The 22,014-nt window shown below is 72.5% G+C and carries 20 protein-coding genes; 12 read left to right on the top strand and 8 right to left on the bottom strand.

Going from position 1 to position 22,014, the window contains the following annotated elements:
* Together IRQ30_RS13180 and IRQ30_RS13175 are read right to left on the bottom strand one after the other, a co-directional pair.
* The coding region (locus IRQ30_RS13180) for an alanine dehydrogenase (RefSeq protein ID WP_420827606.1) at positions 1-470 on the bottom strand (470 nt) is incomplete at its 3' end.
* A gap of 37 nt (positions 471-507) precedes the next feature.
* A complete protein-coding gene (locus IRQ30_RS13175) occupies positions 508-1,671 on the bottom strand; it encodes an acyl-CoA dehydrogenase family protein (protein WP_338089694.1) in 1,164 nt (387 codons plus the stop codon).
* Between the two features lie 84 nt (positions 1,672-1,755).
* Here IRQ30_RS13175 and IRQ30_RS13170 point away from each other — a divergent pair, with 84 nt between their 5' ends.
* From IRQ30_RS13170 to IRQ30_RS13160, 3 genes are read left to right on the top strand one after another with little or no spacing between them, the layout of a single operon-like run.
* Positions 1,756-2,406 (top strand): class II aldolase/adducin family protein, encoded by a 651-nt coding sequence (locus IRQ30_RS13170; RefSeq protein ID WP_193613293.1) that lies wholly within the window; start codon positions 1,756-1,758, stop codon positions 2,404-2,406.
* An 8-nt stretch (positions 2,407-2,414) separates the two neighbouring features.
* Positions 2,415-3,398: a carbohydrate kinase family protein gene (locus IRQ30_RS13165; RefSeq protein ID WP_193613291.1), complete on the top strand. Its 984-nt coding sequence runs from the start codon at positions 2,415-2,417 to the stop codon at positions 3,396-3,398.
* A gap of 32 nt (positions 3,399-3,430) precedes the next feature.
* The gene (locus IRQ30_RS13160; RefSeq protein ID WP_193613289.1) at positions 3,431-4,876 is read left to right on the top strand and encodes an NAD-dependent succinate-semialdehyde dehydrogenase; all 1,446 of its coding nucleotides are present in this window, start codon (positions 3,431-3,433) and stop codon (positions 4,874-4,876) included.
* Between the two features lie 268 nt (positions 4,877-5,144).
* Here the strand turns inward: IRQ30_RS13160 and IRQ30_RS13155 are convergent, their stop codons facing one another.
* Genes IRQ30_RS13155 through IRQ30_RS13145 form a run of 3 tightly spaced genes read right to left on the bottom strand, consistent with a single transcriptional unit; the run spans position 5,145 to position 8,334 of the window.
* On the bottom strand, positions 5,145-6,386 hold the full coding sequence (locus tag IRQ30_RS13155) for an aminotransferase class III-fold pyridoxal phosphate-dependent enzyme (RefSeq protein ID WP_193608000.1): 1,242 nt from the start codon (positions 6,384-6,386) through the stop codon (positions 5,145-5,147).
* Complete coding sequence (locus tag IRQ30_RS13150) at positions 6,383-7,459, bottom strand: transketolase family protein (protein ID WP_193613287.1); 1,077 nt, start codon at positions 7,457-7,459, stop codon at positions 6,383-6,385. The genes IRQ30_RS13155 and IRQ30_RS13150 overlap by 4 nt, the downstream gene beginning before the upstream one ends.
* Positions 7,456-8,334, bottom strand: a complete 879-nt coding sequence (locus tag IRQ30_RS13145) for a transketolase (protein ID WP_338089693.1) — start codon at positions 8,332-8,334, stop codon at positions 7,456-7,458. The genes IRQ30_RS13150 and IRQ30_RS13145 overlap by 4 nt, the downstream gene beginning before the upstream one ends.
* A 136-nt stretch (positions 8,335-8,470) precedes the next feature.
* On the opposite strand from IRQ30_RS13145, the gene IRQ30_RS13140 reads away from it, so the two are divergent.
* From IRQ30_RS13140 to IRQ30_RS13105, 8 genes are read left to right on the top strand one after another with little or no spacing between them, the layout of a single operon-like run.
* Positions 8,471-9,496 carry an ABC transporter permease subunit gene (locus IRQ30_RS13140; protein ID WP_193613285.1) on the top strand — a complete coding sequence of 342 codons (1,026 nt, stop codon included), beginning with the start codon at positions 8,471-8,473 and terminating at the stop codon, positions 9,494-9,496.
* 1 nt (position 9,497) lies between these two features.
* Positions 9,498-10,517 (top strand): ABC transporter permease, encoded by a 1,020-nt coding sequence (locus tag IRQ30_RS13135; RefSeq protein ID WP_227467522.1) that lies wholly within the window; start codon positions 9,498-9,500, stop codon positions 10,515-10,517.
* On the top strand, positions 10,514-11,551 hold the full coding sequence (locus IRQ30_RS13130; RefSeq protein WP_193613283.1) for an ABC transporter ATP-binding protein: 1,038 nt from the start codon (positions 10,514-10,516) through the stop codon (positions 11,549-11,551). The genes IRQ30_RS13135 and IRQ30_RS13130 overlap by 4 nt, the downstream gene beginning before the upstream one ends.
* Positions 11,548-12,567, top strand: a complete 1,020-nt coding sequence (locus IRQ30_RS13125; RefSeq protein WP_193608004.1) for an ABC transporter ATP-binding protein — start codon at positions 11,548-11,550, stop codon at positions 12,565-12,567. Before IRQ30_RS13130 ends, IRQ30_RS13125 begins: the two co-directional genes overlap by 4 nt.
* Positions 12,564-13,805: a CaiB/BaiF CoA transferase family protein gene (locus IRQ30_RS13120; protein ID WP_338087799.1), complete on the top strand. Its 1,242-nt coding sequence runs from the start codon at positions 12,564-12,566 to the stop codon at positions 13,803-13,805. Before IRQ30_RS13125 ends, IRQ30_RS13120 begins: the two co-directional genes overlap by 4 nt.
* Positions 13,806-13,846: 41 nt before the next feature.
* The gene (locus tag IRQ30_RS13115; RefSeq protein ID WP_193608005.1) at positions 13,847-14,638 is read left to right on the top strand and encodes a FadR/GntR family transcriptional regulator; all 792 of its coding nucleotides are present in this window, start codon (positions 13,847-13,849) and stop codon (positions 14,636-14,638) included.
* Between the two features lie 44 nt (positions 14,639-14,682).
* Positions 14,683-15,411 (top strand): SDR family oxidoreductase, encoded by a 729-nt coding sequence (locus IRQ30_RS13110; protein WP_193608006.1) that lies wholly within the window; start codon positions 14,683-14,685, stop codon positions 15,409-15,411.
* Positions 15,412-15,414: 3 nt separating this feature from the next.
* A complete protein-coding gene (locus IRQ30_RS13105; protein ID WP_193613282.1) occupies positions 15,415-17,637 on the top strand; it encodes a N,N-dimethylformamidase beta subunit family domain-containing protein in 2,223 nt (740 codons plus the stop codon).
* 22 nt (positions 17,638-17,659) lie between these two features.
* Here the strand turns inward: IRQ30_RS13105 and IRQ30_RS24215 are convergent, their stop codons facing one another.
* On the bottom strand, positions 17,660-18,532 hold the full coding sequence (locus IRQ30_RS24215) for an MmyB family transcriptional regulator (protein ID WP_193613280.1): 873 nt from the start codon (positions 18,530-18,532) through the stop codon (positions 17,660-17,662).
* 122 nt (positions 18,533-18,654) lie between these two features.
* On the opposite strand from IRQ30_RS24215, the gene IRQ30_RS13095 reads away from it, so the two are divergent.
* On the top strand, positions 18,655-19,356 hold the full coding sequence (locus tag IRQ30_RS13095) for an SDR family NAD(P)-dependent oxidoreductase (protein ID WP_193613278.1): 702 nt from the start codon (positions 18,655-18,657) through the stop codon (positions 19,354-19,356).
* A gap of 28 nt (positions 19,357-19,384) precedes the next feature.
* Here the strand turns inward: IRQ30_RS13095 and IRQ30_RS13090 are convergent, their stop codons facing one another.
* Complete coding sequence (locus IRQ30_RS13090) at positions 19,385-20,206, bottom strand: shikimate dehydrogenase (protein ID WP_193613276.1); 822 nt, start codon at positions 20,204-20,206, stop codon at positions 19,385-19,387.
* Between the two features lie 92 nt (positions 20,207-20,298).
* Entirely contained in the window at positions 20,299-21,900 is a 1,602-nt protein-coding gene (locus IRQ30_RS13085; protein WP_193613274.1) for an ABC transporter substrate-binding protein, read from the bottom strand.
* Positions 21,901-22,014: the final 114 nt, after the last annotated feature.

Below are 22,014 nucleotides of genomic sequence, written 5' to 3'. Positions count from 1 at the left end.
CCCTGGGCCTTCAACAGCGAGTGCGCACCGACCTGCGGCGCCAGACACCCCGCGACCTCCGACATCGGGTACAGCAACGGCAGCCCACCCGAGGGCAGCTGCACCGTCTCGTAGGCGATCGCCGTGACCTTGCGAGCCACCAGCTCCTGCGTCAACGCCTTGTCCGCCGCGAGGTGCAGGTAGGTGAACAGCGTCAGGCCCTCCCGCATGCGGTGGTACTCCTCCGCGACCGGCTCCTTGACCTTCAGCACCAGGTCGATCGACCCGTCGGTGCCCCACGCGGCGTCCGCGTCGGCGACGATCGTGGCCCCCGCCGCGACGTACTCCTCGTCGGCGATCGAGGAGCCCACTCCCGCACCGGCCTGGACGAAGACCTGGTGACCGTGCGCGGTCAGCTCGTGCACACCGATCGGCGTGATCGCCACCCGGTACTCGTGGTTCTTGACTTCCTTCGGGACGCCGATCTTCACGTGCGGTTGCTCCTTCAGTCGCGGGGGAGGGGGTGGGTCACTCGAAGGCGGAGATGCCGGTGAGGGCCCGCCCGATGGTGAGGGTGTGGATCTCGGCCGTCCCCTCGTAGGTCAGGACCGACTCGAGGTTGTTGGCGTGGCGCATCACGGGGTACTCGCCGGAGACGCCGTTGGCGCCCAGCACGGTGCGCGCGGTCCGGGCGATGTCGAGGGCGACCCGGGTGTTGTTGAGCTTGCCCGCGCTGACCTGGGCGTGCGTGAGCCTGCCGGCCTCCTTGAGGCGGCCGAGGTGCACCGCGAGCAGCAGCGCCTTGCCGTGCTCGAGGCTCATGTCGGCCAGCTTCTGCTGGGTGAGCTGGAAGGCGGCGATGGGCCGGTCGAACTGCACGCGCGTCTTGGCGTACTCGATCGCGGTCTCGACGCAGGAGCGCGCGGCGCCGGTGGTGCCGAACAGGATGCCGAAGCGCGCCTCGTTCAGCGCGCCGAGTGGGCCGCTGAGGCCGCGGGCGCCGGGCAGCATGGCGTCGTGCGGGAGGCGCACGTCCTCGAGGGCGAGCTCGCTGGTGACCGAGGCGCGCATCGACATCTTCTGCTTGATGTCGCGGGCCGAGAAGCCGGGGGTGTCCGTCGGCACGACGAAGCCGCGCACGCCCTCCTCGGTCTGGGCCCAGATGATCACGACGTCGGCGATGCTGCCGTTCGTGATCCACATCTTCGAGCCGTTGAGGACCCAATCGCTGCCGTCCTGGCGGGCCTTGGTGCGCATGCCCTTGGGGTTGGAGCCGTGGTCGGGCTCGGTCAGGCCGAACGCGCCGACGTAGGTGCCGGCCGCCATGCCCGGCAGCCACTGCTGGCGCTGCTCCTCCGAGCCGTTGGCGTGGATCGAGTACATCGCCAGGGAGCCCTGCACGGAGAACAGCGAGCGCAGCCCGCTGTCGACCGCCTCCAGCTCCGCGCTGGCCAGGCCGTAGGCCAGCGACGAGACGCCGGCGCAGCCGTACCCTTCGAGGTGCATGCCGAGCAGGCCTGCCTCCCCCATCTCGCGAGCGATCTCGCGCGCCGGCAGCGTGCCGGACTCGAACCACTCGGCGACTTGGGGGGCGAGGCGCTTCTGCGCGAAGAGTCGGGCAGTGTCGCGGATCGCACGCTCCTCGTCATCGAGCAGGTGGTCAACATCGAGCAAGTCGTGCTGGGCGTCCACGGCGTTCTCCTTGAACATCTTCGACTAAGTGAGGTTTAATATACTTAATCACCCACGGTACGTCGACCCTCTGGAAAGGCCGTGATGCACGCCACGTCGGAGCACGAGGTACGCCGCCAGGTCGTCGACGTCTCCCGGCGGATGCTGCGCTCGGGGCTGGTCACCGGCACGTCCGGCAACGTCAGCGCCCGCGTGGGCGACCGAGTCCTCATCACGCCCTCCGGTGTCGACTACGAGCAGATGCTGCCCGATCAGCTCGCCACTCTCGACCTCCACGACGGCGCGGTGCTCGACGCGCCGCTCCCGCCGTCGTCCGAGGCCCCCCTCCACCTCGCGGTCTACCGCGGCTCGGAGGACGCCCGGGCGGTCGTGCACACCCACGCTCCCTGGGCCACCGCGCTCGGCCTGGTGCGCGACACGCTGCCCAGCGTCCACTACGCGATCCGCGCCCTCGGCGGGCCCGTCCGCGTGGCGCCGTACGCGACGTTCGGGAGCCCCGAGCTCGCCGCGCACGTGTCGGAGGCGCTGCGCGAGCGCCGCGGCGCCCTGATGCGCAACCACGGCGCGGTGGCCTACGGAGGGGACCTCGAGGAGGCCACCCAGAACGCCGAGAAGCTCGAGTGGCTCTGCCAGCTCTACTGCCGGGCCGCCGTGCTCGGCGAGCCGGCCGAGCTCACCATGGCCGAGCTCGAGGACGTCGCACGCAGCGCCCAGCAGACCGGCTACCGACTGTGAAGGACCCGATGACCGAGCCCCTGACCACCGACACAGCCCCCGGCTCCGCCCGGCCGAGGATCGCCACCGTCGGCGTGCACATCCTCGACACCCTGGGCGCGCCGGTCGACCACCTGCCCAGCGGGCAGAACAGCCTGCGGCTGCAGGAGATCCGCGTCGCCCCGGCCGGCACCGCCGCGGGCGTGGCCGTCGACCTCGCGCTGCTGGGGGCCGACGTGTCGACGTTCGGCGCCGTGGGCAACGACGAGATCGGCGCCTTCCTCCTCAGCAGCCTGCGGGGGCACGGCATCGACACCGCCGGCGTCGTGCACCTGGACGGCGTGCAGACGTCCGCCTCGATCCTGCTGGTGCGACCCAACGGCGACCGGCCGGCGCTGCACGTCAAGGGCGCCAACGGGATCGCGACCTGGGACGACCTCGGCCCGCCGGACCTCGACGGCTTCGCCGGCGTGCACATCGGCGGCCTGGACGCGATGAGCGCCCTGGACCGGCCCCGGTCGCTGGAGGTCATGCGCGCGGCGCGGGCGTCCGGCGCCGTCGTCTCCCTGGACTTCCAGTCCTCCGCGCAGTGGCTGGAGGCCGACCTGCTCGAGCTCCTGCCGGGCGCCGACTACTTCATGCCCAACCTCGAGCAGGCCGTCGGCCTGGTCGGGGACGGCACCCCCGAGGAGGTCGCGGGCCGGCTCCTCGAGCACGGGCCGCGCGCCGTCGTCGTCACCTGCGGCGAGCACGGCGCCGTCTACCGCGACGCCGACCGGGTCGTGCACCAGCCGGCGTTCCGCGTCGAGGTCGTCGACACCACCGGCTGCGGCGACTCGTTCTGCGCGACGTTCCTGCTCAGCACCGTCCGCGGCGACTCGGTCGAGGACTCGCTGCGCCGCGCGTCGGGCGCCGCCGCGCTGGTGGCCTCCGGCCTCGGCTCGGACGGCCTCCTGGAGGACTGGGACCAGCTCGAGCGCTTCGTGCGCGACGCCCCCGTCCTGATCCCCTGACCCACCCACCCCACCGACCCGCGGAGCGCCCCATGACCCACGTGCACGCCATGCTCATCGACGGCGAGCAGGTCGCCGCCTCCGACGGCGCGGTCGTCGACATCGAGGACCCGGCGACCGGTCAGGTCATCGCGACCACGCCGCGCGCGAGCGCCGCCGACCTGGACCGGGCGCTCGCGTCCTCGGCGTCGGGCTGGGAGGCGTGGAAGGCGACGACCCCGTGGGAGCGCAGCGGCGTCCTTCGCCGCGCGGCCGCGCTTCTCGAGGAGCGCACCGACGAGATCGCCACGATGCTGACCCGCGAGCAGGGCAAGCCCCTCGCCGAGGCGCGTGCCGAGCTCGGATCCACCGTCGAGCAGCTCGACTGGTTCGCCGACGAGGCCCGCCGCATCTACGGGCGCACCGTGTCCTCGCGCAACCCCGACCAGCGGATGCAGGTGCTGCGGCAGCCGATCGGCCCCGTGGCGGCGTTCACGCCCTGGAACTTCCCGGTCCTCCTGGCCGCCCGCAAGGTCGCCCCGGCGCTGGCCGCCGGCTGCTCGGTCGTGCTCAAGCCCGCCGAGGAGGCGCCCGGCGCCGCGCTGGCCATGGCGCAGGCGCTCACCGACGCCGGCCTGCCGCCGGGGGTCCTCAACGTCGTGACCGGCGACCCCGCCACCATCAGCGAGCACCTGATCGGCTCGTCGGTGATCCGCAAGGTGAGCCTGACCGGCTCGGTCCCGGTGGGCAAGCACCTGCTGGGCCTGGCCGCCCAGGGCGTGAAGAACGTGTCGATGGAGCTGGGCGGGCACGCCCCGGTCCTGGTGTTCGGCGACGCCGACCCCGAGCTCGCCGGCCGGCTCTGCGCCGCGGGAAAGTTCCGCAACGCCGGGCAGGTCTGCATCGCGGCCACCCGCTTCTACGTCCAGGACACCGTCGCCGAGGCGTTCCTCGAGTCCTTCACGGCCGCCACCGCGGCGCTGACCGTGGGCTCCGGCCTGGCCGACGGCACCGACGTGGGGCCGCTGGCCAGCGCCCGCGGGCTGGCCCGTGCCGGCGAGCTCGTCGAGGACGCCGTGCGCCAGGGGGCGCAGGTGCGCACCGGAGGAAGCCCGCTCGCCGACACGGCCGGCTACTTCTACTCCCCCACCGTGCTGAGCGGGGTGCCGGAGAGCGCCGCGATCATGCAGACCGAGCCGTTCGGCCCGATCGCGCCCGTGGCGACGTTCTCGACGTTCGACGAGGCGATCGAGCGCGCCAACGGCACGCCGTACGGGCTCGCGGGCTACGTCTTCTCCGACGACCTCACGATCGCCACCCGCGCCGCCGAGCTGCTGGAGGTCGGCATCGTGGGCGTCAACACCGTCGCCGTCAGCGGCGCGCAGATCCCCTTCGGCGGGATCAAGGAGTCCGGGATCGGTGCCGAGAACGGCACCGAGGCACTCGAGGGCTACCTCCACTCCAAGGCCGTCGTCACCGGGCTCCGCCCCCTGGGCTGAACCCCCGTGCGGCCCCCGGGCCGCGGACCGGAGACGACGAGAGGGGCGGTCCCGCCCTGCGGGTGCCGCCCCTCGTCGTCTCCGTCGGGACCAAGCCGTATGACGCGCGGCGGAGGCACCTTCTGGGCATTTGCTGTCGCTTCTGGGCCGAAACTTCAGCCCAGAACCTCAGGTTTTTCAGCATCTGCTGAAAAACCTGCAGCCGTGCGGACGACGAGAGGGACGGTCCCACCGTGCGGGGCCGCCCCTCGTCGTCTCTCCTGCGTGCCTAGGCCGTACGGCGTGCGGCGACGGCCGCGAAGGCGTCGTCGGTGCGCTCGAGCGCCCAGGCGATGTCCTCGGGCTGGTGCGCGGCGGTGTAGAACCAGTTGTGCCAGGGGTGCAGGTAGACCCCGCGACTGACGCACTCGTCGGCCCAGGAGGCCACCGTCGACAGGTCGGTGTCGCCCTCGAAGAGCACCAGCGGCATCGCGGCCGGGCCGGACTGACGGATCTCGAGGCCGTGACGACGAGCCTGCTCCTCGATGCCGTCGCGCATCAGCTGCGCCATCCGGTGCGTGTGGGCCATCGCGTCGGTGTCGCGCAGCAGCGTGACGGTCGTGATGGCGGCCGCCATCGCGGTCGGGGCGAACCAGAAGGACCCGGTCGTGTAGATCGAGGAGGCCGCCTCGGCGAGGCTGTCGATGCCGGTCACCGCGGCGAGCGGGTGGCCGTTGGCGATGGCCTTCGACCACGCGGTCAGGTCGGGACGGATCCCGAGCGGCTCCCAGCTGCCGCGGACGTCGAGGCGGAAGCCGCAGCGCACGTCGTCGAGGATCAGCACCGCGCCGGAGGACGTCGCCAGCTCGCGCACCTCGCGGGCGAACTCCGGCAGCGCCAGCTCCTGGTCGCGACGGTTGTCCTGGCGCACCGGCGAGACGATGATCGCGGCGAGGTCGTCGCCGGCCGCGGCCACCGCGGCGCGCAGCGACTCCACGTCGTTGTAGTCGAACTTGTCGATGAACGCGCGGTCCTCGGGCAGGACGCCGGACGGTCCGGGGGTGCACCAGGGCGCGGCACCGTGGTAGGCGCCGTTGGCCATGAGCACGCGGCGGCGACCGGTCGCCGCACGGGCGATCGTCACCGACATGGTGGTGGCGTCGGTGCCGTTCTTGGCGAACATCGACCAGTCCGCGCTGGGGATGGTCTCGACGAGCAGCTCGGCCAGGTCGACCATGACGGGGCCGGGGCCGTTGAGGCAGTCGCCGTTGCCGAGCTGGGCGGCGACGGCGGCGTCCACCTCCTGGTGCTGGCGCCCGAGGACGATGGTCCCCCAGCCGCACATGAGGTCGACGTACTCGCGGCCGTCGACGTCCCACAGCCGCGCGCCCTCGCCCCGCGCCATGAACTGCGGGTACGACGGCGGCATCGGCCCCATGGACATGTGGCCGTACATGCCGCCCGGGATGACGCCGCGGGCCCGGGCGCGCAGCGCCTGGTCGGTGCTGGTGGTGGACTGGGTCGTGGTCATACGAGCATCTCCTTGGCGGTCTTCGTGATGCCGGCGGCGTCCAGCCCGTAGTGGGCGTAGAGCGCGGCCGGTGGCCCGACGGGCACGTAGGCATCGGGGATGCCGACCTTGCGGAAGCGGACGGGCTGACCCGTCCCGGACTGGAAGAGGCACTCGGCGACCGCGGTGCCGAGGCCGTTGGTCACGTTGGCCTCCTCCACGGTGAGCACGGCGCCGGTGCGGGCGGCCGCGCTGAGCACGGCCTCGGTGTCGAGCGGGCTGACGGTGAACATGTCGATCACACCGACGCTGTGCCCCGACTCGGCCAGCGCCTCGGCGGCGCGCAGCGACGGCTCCACCTCGGTGCCGGTCGAGATGATCGTGAGGTCGTCGCCGGGGCGCACCGTGATCGCCTTGCCGATCGTCAGGTCGGGCACCTCGTCGTAGACGTCGCGGTCGCGACCCCGGCCCAGGCGCAGGTACATCGCACCCGGGTGGTCGAGGCTCGCGCGCAACAGGGCGCGCAGGTGGTTGGCGTCGGTGGCGCAGACGACGGTGAGGTCGGCGATGGTCCGCATGATCCCGAGGTCCTCGGGGCTGTGGTGGCTGGTGCCGTAGAAGCCCATCGACACCCCGGAGTGGTGGCCGACGACGCGCACGGGCATCTGCGGGTAGGCGCAGTCGGTGCGGATCTGCTCGCAGCCCAGCAGGGCGGCGAACGACGCGAACGTCGCCGCGAACGGCACGTAGCCGCACGAGGCGAGGCCGGCGGCCACGGTGATCATGTTCTTCTCGGCGATCCCGACGTTGAAGAACCGGTCGGGGTGACGCTCGGCGAAGTCGACGGCGCGGTTGGCGCGGGCCAGGTCGGCGGTCAGCACGACGACGCGCGGGTCGACGTCGGCCAGGTCGGCGAGCTCCTCGCCGAACACGAAGGCCGGGATCGCGCGGGTGTCGTTGCCGTCGGAGGAGCGGGCGTTGCGCAGCCCGGTCCGCCCGGTGCCGTTGAAGATGTCGGACTGCTCCTGCGCCTCGTCGTCGACGGCCGCGTCGGGCGCCGCGCCCTCGGGCAGGGTGGTGGTGTCCTCGCTCATGCGCGTGCCTCCAGGGGTCGCAGACCGGCCGCGATCTCGGCCAGCACGTCGTCGTAGTCCTCGCCGACCAGGTTGCCGACGTGCCAGTCGGGGCTGTACTCCATGGCGCGCACGCCCCGGCCCTTCACGGTGTCGGCGACGATCACCTGCGGCACGCGGTCGGCGGCGTCCGGCAGCGCGTCGTACGCCGCGAGCAGGGCGCCCAGGTCGTGCCCGTCGACGCGCTGCACCCGCCAGCCGAAGCTCTCGAAGCGCTCCCGCAGCGGCTCGACCGGCATCGTGTCGCGGGTCATCCCGTCGATGCCGAGCTGGTTGTTGTCGACGACGGCGACCAGGTTGCCCAGGCCGAAGTGGGCCGCGCTCATCGCGGCCTCCCACACCTGGCCCTCGTTGAGCTCGGCGTCCCCGAGGAGCACGTAGGTCCGGTAGTCGCGGCCGCCGAGGCGGGCGCCCAGCGCCATGCCGACCCCGATCGAGAGGCCGTGCCCCAGCGAGCCGGAGCTGAAGTCGATGCCCGGCACCTTCTTCATGTCGGGGTGGTCGCCGAACGGCGAGCCGAGGCGCGTGTAGGTGTCCAGCGCGGACGGCTCGAAGAAGCCGAGGTCGGCGAGGACGGGGTACAGCCCGATGGCCGCGTGCCCCTTGCTCAGCACCACCCGGTCGCGGTCGGGGTCGCGCGGCTCGCCCGGGGTCAGTCGCAGCCGCCCGTAGTAGAGCGTCGCCAGGATCTCCGCGATCGAGAAGACCGAGGTGTAGTGGCCGGCGCCCGCGATCGCGGCGAGGCGTACCGTCTCCGAGCGGATGAACATGGCCCGGTCGGCCAGCAGCGACAGCTGCTCCGGCGTCGGTGCTGGGGTGGTGTCGGGGTGCCGCACGGGACCTCCTGGGTGGCCGGCGACCGGGCCGCGACTCGGGGTCGGGCACGGGACCAGGTCGTTGACTTATGGTCTGGGTCACTTCACTATAGGATAATCAATCTACAAATTCTATGGCTGTCGGAGGACAACGCACGTGGGACTCGTACGGTTCGCGGCACGCCGCCTGCTCCTCGCCCTGCCGACGCTGCTGGGCCTGCTGGTGGTGGCCTTCGTGCTGGCGAACTACCTGCCCGGTGACCCGCTCGCGCGGCTCCTCGGCGACGTCGGCGGCAGCGACCCGGTCGCCCGCGCGGCCTACGAGAAGGAGTGGGGGCTCGACGCGCCGATCTACGAGCGCTTCTGGGTCTACCTCCAGCACCTCGTCACCGGCGACATGGGCCAGTCGACGCTGACCCGGCGCGGCGTGGCCGACGACCTGCTGGAGTTCTTCCCGGCCACCGTCGAGCTGGCGCTCGCCGCCATCGTCGTGGCCGGCGTCCTGGGCCTCGTGCTCGGCTCGGTCGCGGCGTTCTACCACAACAAGTGGCCCGACCTCGTGGTCCGCACCATCGCCCTGGTGGCCTCCGGCGTGCCCGTCTTCTGGCTCGGCATCATCGGCCTGCAGGTCTTCTACCTGCGCTTCGACGTGCTGCCCGGCCCCGAGGGCCGGCTCGGCCGCGACTTCGAGCCGCCGACCCACATCACCGGGCTCTACACCTTCGACGCCCTGGTGACCGGCGACTTCGGGACCATGTGGGACGCGATGCGCCACCTGCTGCTGCCGGCGTTCGTCCTCGGCTCGTTCTTCCTCGGCCTGCTCGCCCGCATGACCCGCGCCTCGATGCTCGAGGTCCTGCGCGCCCCGCACCTGGTCACCGCACGGTCCAAGGGCGTCTCCGCCCGCACGCTGCTGCAGTACCACATCCTCCCGAACGCCCTGATCCCCACGGTGACCGTGCTCGGCCTGGCCATCGGCGGGCTGCTGGCCGGCGCGGTGCTCACCGAGACGGTGTTCTCGTGGCCCGGGATCGGGCGGTACGCCGTCGACGCGGCGAAGGCCCTCGACTACCAGGCCATCCTCGGCGTGACCGTGCTCATCGGCGCGGTCTACGTCATCACCAACGCGGTCGTGGACATCGTCTACGCCGCCCTCGATCCACGCATCCGGCTGGGGGAATGACATGACGGACATGGAGCGTCCTGGCGACGCGACCGACCCGACCTCTCCGGTCGCGCTCGCCGGGCCCGGCGAGACGATGTCCGGGGCGCCCGTGACCCCGACGTTCGCGCTGAGCAAGGCCGACCGCGGCGGAGGCGGCGGCCGGCTGGCGTTCAACATCGGCGTCACCCTCGTGCTCCTCTGGGTGGTCATCGCGATCACGATCCCGTGGTGGACGCCGTTCGACCCGGTGACCGACCAGGACCTCCAGGGCCGGCTCGCCGGCCCGGGCGGCGAGCACTGGTTCGGGACCGACAACCTGGGCCGCGACGTCTTCGCCCGGGTCATGTACGGCGCCCGGCTGTCGCTGCCGATCGCGCTGGTCACGGTCGCGGTCTCGGTCGCCATCGGCTGCCTGATCGGCGCCGTCGCCGGCTTCCTGGGCGGGATCGCCGACGAGGTGATCATGCGCATCAGCGACATCGTGCTGTCCTTCCCCGCGATCGTGCTGGCGCTGGCCATCGCCGCCGCGCTCGGCCCCAGCACCACCAACGTGGTGATCTCGATCGCGGCCGTGACCTGGCCCGAGTACACCCGCCTGATGCGCGGCCAGGTCCTCTCGATCCGCAACAACCTGCACGTCCTCGCGGCGCAGTCGATCGGCTGCTCGCGGGCCCGGGTCTTCCGGGTGCACGTGCTGCCCTTCGGCCTGCAGCCGATCCTGGTCAAGGCCACCGTCGACCTCGGCATGGTGATCCTCCTGGCCGCCGGCCTGAGCTTCATCGGCGTGGGCGCGGTCCCCCCGACCCCCGAGTGGGGCGCCATGGTCAGCGAGGCGCAGTCCCGCATCGACAGCTGGTGGCTCGGCCTCTTCCCGGGCCTGGCGATCCTGTCGATGGTGCTCGCCTTCAACTTCATCGGAGACGCGATGCGAGACCGGTTCGACCCCCAGATGCGCACCCAACGAGGCAAGGGCGGCGGCGCGATGTCCCGCATCCTGCGCCGTACCTTCCTGGGCCGGGCGGGTGAGCGCGCCGCATGAGCACCACGCCTCCCCTCACCACCGGCGCCGAGCCGGCGACGCAGACGCCCCTCGGCGTGAAGCCGATCTTCGAGGTCGACGACCTGCAGGTCGAGTTCCGCACCAGCGCCGGTGTCGCCAAGGCGGTCAACCACGTCGGGTTCTCGGTCGCGCCCGGCGAGTGCCTGGCGATCGTCGGCGAGTCCGGCTCGGGCAAGACCGCGACCCTGCTCGCGGCCCTGCGCCTGCTGCCCACGCCGCCTTCGCGCACGACCGGCGGACGCGTGCTCGTCGACGGCGTCGACCTGTTCTCGCTGTCGCGCAAGGAGCTGCGCGACGTCCTGGGCCGCGACATCTCGATGGTCTTCCAGGACTCGCTGAGCGCCTTCAACCCGATCCTCACCATCGGCCGCCAGATCAGCGAGGGCGTACGCCGCCACCGCGGCCTGTCGAAGAAGGCGGCGCGCGCGCTGTCCATCGAGATGCTCGAGCGCGTCGGCGTGCCGGACCCCCAGCAGCGGGTGGACCAGTACCCCCACCAGCTCTCGGGCGGCATGCGCCAGCGGGCGATGATCGCCATGGCCCTGGCCGGCGAGCCCAAGGTGCTGATCGCCGACGAGCCCACGACCGCGCTCGACGTCACCGTCCAGGCCCAGATCCTCGAGCTGGTCCGCTCGTTCCAGGACCTCTCGATCGTGTGGGTCTCCCACGACCTCGGCGTGGTCGCCGGCCTGGCCGACCGGGTCGCGGTGATGTACGCCGGCTCGATCATCGAGCAGGGCCCCGTGCGCGACATCTTCCACGACGCCCGCCACCCCTACACCCGGGCGCTGCTGGGCTCGGTGCCGCGGCTGCGCGACCCCGAGCGCGGCGACCTGGTCTCGATCCCGGGGCTCCCGCCGAGCCTGGTGGACCTGCCCCCCGGATGCCCCTTCTACGCGCGCTGCGGCGTGCGCGAGGACCGCTGCCTGAGCCGGATGCCCGAGCTCGTGGACGTGGCCCCCCGACACCAGGCGGCGTGCTTCGTCGCCGCCGACGAGGCGAGGACCGCATGACTGACGCCCTGCTCGAGGTCAGCGACCTCGCCGTGCACTTCAACGCCAAGGCCGGCGCCCGCGGCGGCTCCGGCGTGGTCAAGGCCGTGGACGGCCTGGACTTCTCCATCGGCCACGGCGAGACCGTCGGCGTGGTGGGCGAGTCCGGCTGCGGCAAGTCCACCACCGGCCTGGCGATCCAGGGTCTGGTGAAGGCGACGTCGGGCTCGATCATGCTCGACGGCGTCGACCTCACCAAGCTCAAGTCGCGGCAGGTGCGCGCCGCCCGGCGGCGTACGCAGATGGTCTTCCAGGACCCGACGTCCTCGCTCAACATGCGCATGACCGTGGGCCAGATCGTCGCCGAGCCCCTGCTCGTGCACGAGACCCTGCCCAAGGCCCAGCACCGCGAGCGCGTGGCCGAGCTGCTCGGGCTGGTCGGCATGCCGGAGTCGGCGCTGGACCGCTACCCCCACGAGTTCTCCGGCGGGCAGCGCCAGCGCATCGGCATCGCCCGCGCCCTGGCGGTCGAGCCGGACCTGATCATCTGCGACGAGCCGACGGCCGCCCTCGACGTGTCGATCCGCGCGCAGGTGCTGAACCTCTTCCGGGAGCTGCAGCGCAAGCGCGACCTGTCCTACCTCTTCATCTCCCACGACCTGTCGGCCGTGCACCACATCTCCGACCGGATCCTGGTGATGTACCTCGGCCGGCCGATGGAGCTGGCGTCGCGCGACACCGTCTACAACGACCCGCAGCACCCCTACACGGTGGCGCTGATGTCGGCGGTGCCGATCCCGGACCCCGACGTCGAGCGCAACCGCAAGCACGTCCTGCTCCAGGGCGACGTGCCCAGCCCGCTCAACCCGCCCAGCGGCTGCGTCTTCCGCACCCGCTGCCCGCTGGCGCAGGACGTCTGCGCCACGGAGAAGCCGGAGTTCCGCGACGTGGGGACGAACGGCGAGAAGCACATGGTCGCCTGCCACTTCGCCCAGCCGGGGATGGCCGACCTGGTGGCCGCCAAGGCGGCCCAGTGACGGAGCCGACCGACCAGGTCGGGGCCGAGTCGCTGTCGGGCTGGCCCGCCGGCGAGAGCCGGCCGGGTCCGCTGACGGGGGTGCGGGTCCTCGACCTCACCCGCATCCTGGCCGGCCCCTACGCGACGATGAACCTCGCCGACCTCGGCGCCGACGTGATCAAGGTGGAGTCGCCCTCGCGCGGCGACGAGACCCGCCACTGGGGGCCGCCGTTCGCGCCGGACGGCGTGACGGCGTCGTACTTCCTGGCCGTCAACCACAACAAGCGCAGCGTCTGCCTCGACCTGGCCGACCCCGACGGGGCGCGGGTCGCCCAGCACCTGGCGCGGCACGCCGACGTGGTCATCGACAACTTCCTGCCCGGCCGGCTGGCCGCCTTCGGCCTCGATCGCGACTCGATCGCCGGGGACAACCCGCGCGTCGTGACCGCCTCGATCTCCGGCTTCGGCTCCGACAACCCCTACGCCGAACGGCCGGGCTTCGACTTCCTCGCCCAGGCCATGGGCGGCCTGATGTCGATCACCGGCGCCAAGGGCGGCACGCCCACCCGGGTCGGCGTCGCGGTCACCGACCTGTTCGCCGGCGTGTTCGCGGCGCTGGGCATCGTGAGCTCGCTGCACGAGCGCGAGGCCACCGGCCGGGGGCGCCACATCGAGATCTCGCTGCTCGACGCCCAGGTGTCGATGCTCGCCAACATGGCCTCGGGCTGGCTCGCGGCCGGCAAGGAGCCCTCGCTCTTCGGCAACCAGCACCCCAGCATCGCGCCGTACGAGACCCTCGAGACGGCCGACCAGCCGCTCGCGGTCGCGGTGGGCACCGACCGCCAGTTCCTGAGGTTCGCGCAGGCACTGGGCTCCCCCGAGCTCGCCGAGGACCCGCGGTTCGTCGACAACCGGGCCCGGGTGACGCACCGGGCCGAGCTCGTGGCCGAGCTCGAGGCCCGGCTGCTGGCCCAGGGACGCGCGCACTGGCTGGAGGTCCTGACCGCGGCCGAGGTGCCGGTCGCGCCGGTCAACACCCTCCCCGAGGTGTTCGCCGACCCGGTCATCGCCGAGCGGATGGTGGTCGAGGTCGACGGCGTCCCGCAGGTGCGCACGCCCCTGCGCGTCGACGGTGCCTCGCTGCCGGTCACGTCGGCGCCCCCGCGCCACGGGGCGGACACCGACGCGGTGCTGCAGACACTGGGGCTGTCGCAAGGGATGATCCGACGCATGCGCCACGGTGGCGCAGACTCGTGACCGCCGGCTCCCTCCCGGCATCCAGACTCCAGGAGCCCCCCATGAACTACGACCTCTCCGGGCGCGACCTCATCAAGGCCGACCAGAGCGAGCGGCCCCCGTGGCCCAAGTCCAAGGTGCCGAAGGCATCGGCCGTGCTCGCCGACAAGCTGCGCGACGAGATCGTCGTGACCAAGATGCCCGTCGGTCGCGACCTCCCCAACGAGAGCGAGCTGATCGAGCGCACCGGCTACAGCCGCGGCACGGTCCGCGAGGCCCTGCGCCTCCTCGAGTCGGAGGGGCTCATCAGCACCCGCCGCGGCCCCTACGGCGGCGTGCGGGTCAGCCGCCCGGACGTCTCGCAGGCCACCCGGTCGATCGCCGTCCTCCTCGCGCTGTCCGACGCCACCCTCGGCGACCTGTTCCACTTCCGCCTCGGCGTCGAGTCGGCGGCCGCGAGCCTGGCCGCCACCCACGCCACCCAGGAGCAGATCGAGGCGATGTTCCGGGCCACCGACGACGAGGGCCAGGAGACCGTCGAGGGCGTCGTGTCCTTCCACAACCTCATCGCCGACTCGTGCGGCAACGAGTTCTACCGGGTCTCGCTGGGCTACGTCCTCAACATCGCCGCGTGGCACACCCCCCAGGCCGGCCTCTCCCACGACGACGTGTGCGTCGCGCGTGGCGCCCACCGCGACATCGTCGAGGCCATCGCGGCCCGCGAGCCCGACCGGGCCGCCGAGGCCATGGAGCGCCACCTCAAGTCCTTCCTCGCGGTGATCAAGAAGTCCGGACACCTCGACTCACCCGTCCTGCGCCCCGAGAAGTGGGCGAGCAACTCCTCGCGCCTCTGAAACCCCCATCCGGACCGCCAGGTCCACGTCCCCCAGGAGATCGCATGTCCCAGGCCCGCCCGCTCGTCGTCATCACCGGAGCCAGCTCCGGGATCGGTGCCGCCACGGCACAGGCGTTCGGCGGCCGGGGCTACCCGACCCTCCTCCTGGCCCGCCGCGCCGAGCTGATCGAGGAGCTGGGGGTGCCCGACTCGATCGCCCGGTCCGTCGACGTGACCGACCGCGACGCGCTGGCCGCCGCGCTCGACGAGGCGACGCAGCGCTACGGCGCCCCCGACCTGCTGGTCAACAACGCCGGGGTGATGCCGCTGTCGCGGGTCGTGGACCAGGACCCCGAGGAGTGGCGCACGCTCTTCGACGTCAACTGCCTCGCGCTGCTGACCGCCACGCAGCTGGTGCTGCCGGGCATGGTCGCCGCCGGCCGCGGCACGGTCGTCAACATCTCCTCCATCGCCGGGCGCAACGTCTACGCCAACCACGCCGTCTACAGCGGCACCAAGTTCGCCGTGAACGCGATGACGGAGACGATGCGGCGCGAGCACGCCGACGACGGCGTGCGCTTCAGCCTCGTCTCCCCCGGCATCGTCGACACCGACCTCCTGGTCTCGGTCTCCGACGCCGCCATCAAGGAGTCCTACGAGGCCACCAAGACCCGGCTGCGCGGCGGCCTCGACGCCGCGACGATCGCGGAGACCATCGTGGGTCTCTACGAGCTGCCGCAGGACGTGTGCGTCCGCGAGGTCGTCGTCGCCCCGACCAGCCAGGCCTCCTGACCGGTGGTGGGCACCTCGGAGCAGGAGACCTTCGCCTACTGCGACCGCCTCGACTACGCGCCCGGCGACACCGTGCGCGTGCACGCGTCGTCGGGCTCGGAGCGGCTGCGCGTCTCGCTGGTGCGCCCGCGCGCCGACGGTGACACCGAGCGCATCCGGCACCGCCACGAGCCGGTCGCCGCGGTCGAGCCGCAGGAGACCCCCGGGTCCCTCCAGCCGACCGGGGTCGGCTCGTTCGGCCTCGTCGAGGGCCTGGACGCCGACGTCGCCGACGGCCTCACCGTCGTCGTCCACGCGTGGCCCACCCGCTTCGCCGGCGACCGGTCGACCCTGCTGTCCCTGACCGGCGACCAGGGCACCGTCGAGCTCACCGTGGACGCAGACGGGATGCTCACCGGACGTGTGCGCACCGGCGACGGCGTCGTCGAGGTCGTCGCCGAGGCCGCGCTGCAGCTGCGCCAGTGGGTGACGCTCGCGCTGTCGGTCGACCCGGCCGGCGGCATGCTGCGCCTGCACGTGCGCCCGCTCGACCGCCTGGTGCCGGGCGACCTGCCGCGCACCACCGAGGCGAGCGGCGCCCTGGCCGTGCTCGGCCCGCTGCGCCGGCTGCTCCTCGCCGCGGGCGGGACCACCACGGCCCCCGACGGCAGCCCGCGCGGCACCGGCTGCTTCGACGGCAAGCTGGACTCGCCCACCGTCCTCGCCGGATCCCGCGACGCCCACGCGCTGGCCGACCTCGCGGTCGACCCCCGGCCGCACGCCGCGCTCCTCGCCTGGGACCTCGGCACCGACTTCGCCACCACGATCCTCCGCGGCACGACCGACGGCGCCGAGGACGGGCTGCTCGTCAACGCCCCCACCCGCAACGTCACGGGTCGCTGGTGGGACGCGACGGAGGTCGACCACCGCCTGGCGCCGGGGCAGTACGGCGCCGCGCACTTCCACAGCGACGACCTCGAGGACTGCGGCTGGGCCGTCACCCACGAGCTCGTCCTGCCCGACGACCTGGCCAGCGGCGTCTACGCCGTGCTGGTGGAGGGCTCGGGCTCCGTCGACCACGTGCCCGTCGTCGTCCGCCCGCAGGCGCCCGGCGGCGTGCTGTTCCTGCTGCCGACGTTCTCCTACCTGGCCTACGCCAACGCGCGCCTGGCCGAGGAGTTCGACTACTCCGGCGACGTCCTCACCAACCGCGACGTCATCCCCAGCGACCGCGACAGGCAGATCTACGCGCACCGCGAGTTCGGCAGCTCGCTCTACGACCACCACACCGACGGCTCGGGGGTCTGCTACTCCTCGCACCTGCGGCCGATCCTCAACATGCGCTGGGACTTCCGCAGCGCCATCCAGGACGCGCCCCGTCACTTCGCCGCCGACCTGGTCATCCCCACCTGGCTGGAGCACCTCGGCCTCGAGCACTCGGTGACCACCGACCACGCCCTGCACGAGCAGGGACTCGACGCCCTCGCCGGCCACCGGGTCCTGGTGACGGGCAGCCACCCGGAGTACTGGAGCAAGCGGATGCTCGATGCCGCCCAGGCGCTCCTCGACGACGGCGGCAGCATCGTCTACCTCGGCGGCAACGGCTTCTACTGGGTCACCAGCGCCGACCTCGACCGCCCGCACCTGGTCGAGATGCGGCGCGGTCACCAGGGCATCCGCACCTGGCAGAGCGAGCCCGGCGAGACCGTCATGAGCCAGTCGGTCGAGGAGGGCGGCCTGTGGCGCCTGCGCGGCCGCGCCCCGAACCTCCTGGTCGGCATCGGCATGGCGGCGCAGGGCTGGGACGACGCGACCCCCGGCTTCGAGCGCACCGAGGCCTCCCGCGACGAGCGGGTGGCGTTCCTGTTCGAGGGCGTCGATCGCGACGTCATCGGTGACTACGGCCTCGTGCTCGGCGGCGCCGCCGGCGACGAGATCGACCGCGCCGACGTCAGCCTGGGCACCCCACGCAACGCGCTGGTCGTCGCGACCTCCCAGCCCCACTCGGCCTACTACCTCGCCTCCAACGAGAACGTCCCCGCGCCGACCCCGCTCATCAACGGCACCAACAACCCGGACGTGCGGGCGGACGTGACGTTCTTCGAGACGCCCGCGGGTGGGGCGGTGCTGTCGACCGCCGCCATCTCGTGGACCGGCAGCCTGGCCTACGACGGCTTCGACAACGACGTCGCCCGGCTGACGGAGAACGGCGTGCGCGAGCTCCTGGCCAGGTCGACCTCGGGCTGAGCGTCGGCGGGCGGACGCCCCCTCAGGCTCCCGGCGTCGCGGGCGCGACGTCCGGGACGCCCACGACGAGGGCGAGCCGGAAGCGGCTCTCGTCCTCGGTCCCGGGGGCCGCGGACATCACGACGATCTTGAGGTCGGCCTCCCCGTCGGTGACGGTGTCGCAGTCGACCGCGATGGGGCCGACGGCGGGGTGGTGGACGACCTTGCGGTCCTCGCGGTGGGCGCTGACCGTGCCGGCCGCCCACAGCTCGGCGAACCGGGCGTTGCCGGCGAGCAGGCTGCGCACCAGACCGCCGAGCCGCGGATCGTCGGGGAAGCGACCGGTGGCGCGACGCAGGTCGGAGGCCACCGCGGCCTCGGTGTGCGCCTGGTCGTGCACGACGACGGGCCACTGGGCGACCGCGGCGCCGTCTCCCGGCAGGGGGAAGACGCACCGGGCGAAGTTGCGCACTGGCAGCGGCACGCCGGCGGGGTCGCCGAGCACCGCCGCCCAGCTGCGGTTCCACCAGACCAGCTGCCAGTCGGCGGCGAACACGGCGACCGCCGCGTCCCCCAGGCGCGACACCAGCCGCTGCACGCTCGGGGACAGGTGCTCGGAGACGCGTCCGCTGCTGGGCGGCGCGAGGGCGGCCAGCCGGAACAGGTGGTCGCGCTCCTCGGCGCTGAGCTGCAGGGCGCGGGCCAGGGCGGCGACCACCTGGGCGGACGGCGTCGTGGCGCGGCCCTGCTCGAGGCGCACGACGTAGTCGACCGACAGGCCGGCGAGCTCGGCGAGCTCCTCGCGACGCAGCCCGGTCGTCCGCCGCCCGAGCCGTGCGGGCAGCCCCGCGGCGGACGGCGACAGGCGGTCGCGCCAGGCGCGGATCGTGGAGCCGAGGTCGCTGGTGGTCGTCACCCGACCATCCTGCCTCGCGATCGCACGCCCATGGGTGTCACCGGGGGGTCCTGGGTGGTACTGCCGCTCCTACCGTCGTGACGTCCCTGGTGAGCGCCTCGCTGAGCCCGCAGGATCGAGGCATGACCACCACCTTCATCACCGGAGCCAACAAGGGCCTCGGCCTCGAGACCGCCCGCCGACTCGTCGAGCTGGGCCACACCGTCATCCTGGGCGCCCGCGACCCCGAGCGCGGCGCCGCCGCGGCGCGGGGCCTCGGCGTCCGCTTCGTCCGGATCGACGTCACCGACGACGACTCCGTCCGCGCCGCCGCCGCCGACGTCGAGAGCCACGAGGGGCACCTCGACGTGCTCGTCAACAACGCCGGCGTCGCCGGCAGCCACGGCGTCGAGCCGGCCGACCTCAGCGGCACGGACGTCCTCGACGTGATGGACGTGAACGTCGCGGGCGCCGTCCGGACGACCACCGCCTTCCTGCCGCTGCTGGCGCGATCCGCCGATCCCGTCATCATCAACGTCAGCAGCGGCATGGGCTCCCTCGAGCACACCCACGACCCGTCCCGCCCGGAGTCGCACGCCGTCGCACCGGTCTACACGGCCTCCAAGGCCGCCCTCACCATGCTGACGACGCAGTACGCCAAGGCCTTCCCCCACATCCGCATCAACGCCGCCGACCCCGGCTACACCGCGACCGACCTCAACGCGCACAGCGGCCCGCAGACCGTCACCGAGGGCACGGACGCCGTCGTGGCGCTGGCGACCGAGGGGCCCGGCCACGCCTCCGGGCGGATCGTGGACCGGCACGGCGAGACCTCCTGGTCCTGACCGCCGGCCCCTGCGCGGGGCCGCTCGCTCAGTCGGCGGCGGACGCGCGGGGCGGCAGCCGGTCGGGCCAGACGAAGGAGCGCACCAGGCCGAACTGGCCGTCGAGCATCGACTGCCCGTAGGAGACCCGCAGGCCGCGCGCCACCGCGGCCTCGAGCAGGGGCGTCATCCGGGGCTGGATGACGATCTCGGCGACCGCCGACCCGGGCGACATCCGCGAGACGTCGGCCGGCAGCGGGTCGTCGGGCCGCAGCCCCAGCGACGTGGCGTTGACCAGGAGGTCGGCCTGCGCCGGGTCGGCGTCGGAGACCACCACCCGGCACGCCGGGTGCGCGGCGACGACCGCCTCGGCGAGCCGCTCGGCCGTGTCCCTGCTCCGGTTGTGGATCGCCAGGCGGCGCGCCCCCGCGCCGGCCAGCGCGAAGGCGAGCGCACGACCGGCCCCGCCGGCGCCCACCAGGAGCACCGAGGCGTCCTCGACGGTGACGCCGTCCGCGACCAGGCCGGCGAGGAAGCCACCCCCGTCCACGTTGTCGCCGGTCAGCCGGCCGTCGGCGTCGCGGCGCACGAAGTTGACGGCGCCGACGAGGCGGGCGCGGTCCGTGAGGTCGTCGAGCAGGCCGACGACGGCCACCTTGTGCGGGATGGTGACGCCGAAGCCCGCGACGTTGCGCATCCGCCGGACCGTGCCCACGACGGCGGCGAGGTCGTCGGGGGACACGTGCAGCGGCGACACGGCGACGTCGTCGCCGGCCGCGGCGAAGCGGCGGTTGAGCAGGTCGCTCCCCCGGACGTGGTCGACGGGGTCGCAGAGGATGAACATGACGTCGGTCAGGCCGGTGATGCGCACGGGGTGCCTTCCTGGTGATGCCGCGAGGCCCCCGACGTCGTCGTCGAGGGCCTCGCGGGTGGAGCTGGTCAGCGGGAGCCGACCGGCGGGGATCAGCTGGGCTTGATCTCCGCCAGGCGGATCTGCTTGTTCGGGCTGTAGCGGACCCCGGTGACCGCGTCCGAGTGCACCAGGAACTTGTTGGCCTGGAACAGCGGGATCAGCGTCGCGTCGTCGCGCATCGCGGTGATGAGCTCCTCGGCGATCGTCTCGCGGCCGGCCGGGTCCTTCTCGGCGAGGTACTCGTCGTAGAGCTTCTGGCCGATGGGGAAGTCCATCGAGGTGCGCTCGCCGTAGATGCCGGCCTCGCGACCGAACGGGTCGAAGTACGACGAGGAGTCGAAGTCCTCCGGCGCCCACAGGCCCGAGGTGATCGAGAACTCGCCGGCGCGGTAGCCCTCGATCCACTTCTCGTACTCGACCGGGCGGATGTTGACCTTGATGCCGACCTTGTCGAAGTCGGACTGCAGCTTCTCCCACAGGCTCTGCTGGGAGACGCCGTACCAGGTCACGTTGGCGAACTCGACGTCGAGCTCGAGGCCGGAGACGCCGGCCTCGTCGAGCAGCTTCTTGGCGGCGTCGGGGTCGTAGCCGATGGGCTCGACCTTGTCGGCACCGACGAAGCCGAGCGGGACGACGGCGGCGGGACGCGGGGCACCGTCGGCCAGGGCCGAGCTGATGCCGTCGTAGTCGACGGCCATCTGGATGGCCTGACGCACCTTGTCGTCGGCGAGCTCGGGGGCGTCCTTGCTCTGGTGGTTCATCGCCAGGTAGTTGATGTTGAACGAGGGCTCGGTGACGACCTTGATGCCGTCCTTGCCCTCGAGCGAGGCGGCGGTGTCGGGCTCGATGTCCATCGCGATGTCGATGTCGCCGCGCTCGACCAGCTGGGCCTGCGTGGAGGCGTCACGGATGTCCTCGAGGACGATCGTGTCGAAGGCCGGGGCCTCGCCCCAGTAGTCGTCGCGGAGCTTGAAGACGACCTCGGAGTTGCGGCGCCACTCCTCGAGCTCGTAGGGGCCGGTGCCGACCGTGGTCTTGTCCATGAACGCCTGCGCGTCGTCGGCGGTGACGGCGGAGGCGTCCGAGACGGCGCCGTTCTCCTGGAGCACCTTCGAGTCGAAGACCGACAGGTACGGCGCGGCCATGCGCGAGGGGAACGAGCTGTCGGGGCCGGTGAGCACGAACTCGACGGTGGTGTCGTCGACGACGTTGACCGAGTCGACGATGCCCATCTTGAACGCCGAGGCGCCCTGGACGTTCTTGACCCGCTCGAGGCTGAACTTCACGTCCTCGGCGGTCATGGTGTTGCCGCTGGGGAAGGTGACGTCGTCGCGGAGCTTGAAGGTGTAGGTCTTCAGGTCCTCGGAGGCCTCCCAGGAGGTGGCCAGGTTCGGCAGCACGGTCTTCGGGTCGTCCTGGTCGACGTCGACCAGCGTCTCGGCGTACATCGGGATCACCAGCTGCATGGCGTCCGCGAGCACCCGGGCGGGGTCGAACGTGGCGAGGTCGCCGAGGGCGATGCCGAGGCGAAGCTCGTCCGCCGCGTTGCCGCTGTCGCTGTCGCTGCTGCCGGACCCGCAGGCCGTCAGGGACAGCGCGACGACACACGCGGCGAGGGCGGTGCTGATTGTTCTCTTCAAGGCGGTCTCCATCCTGGGACACATTTAGTAGGATGAGGATCCTTTTTAGCCGGTGTGTTGTCAAGCACTGTGTCCAAACCGAGTCTTCGCCGTGACCTGACCCGCGGGCCCGCCGTGGCGGGCCCG

This window comes from Nocardioides lijunqiniae, assembly GCF_015024225.1.
GTDB classification, from domain to species: domain Bacteria; phylum Actinomycetota; class Actinomycetes; order Propionibacteriales; family Nocardioidaceae; genus Nocardioides; species Nocardioides lijunqiniae.
The sequence above is the reverse complement of the archived record's forward strand: the minus strand, read 5'-3'. Positions and strand labels throughout refer to the sequence as shown.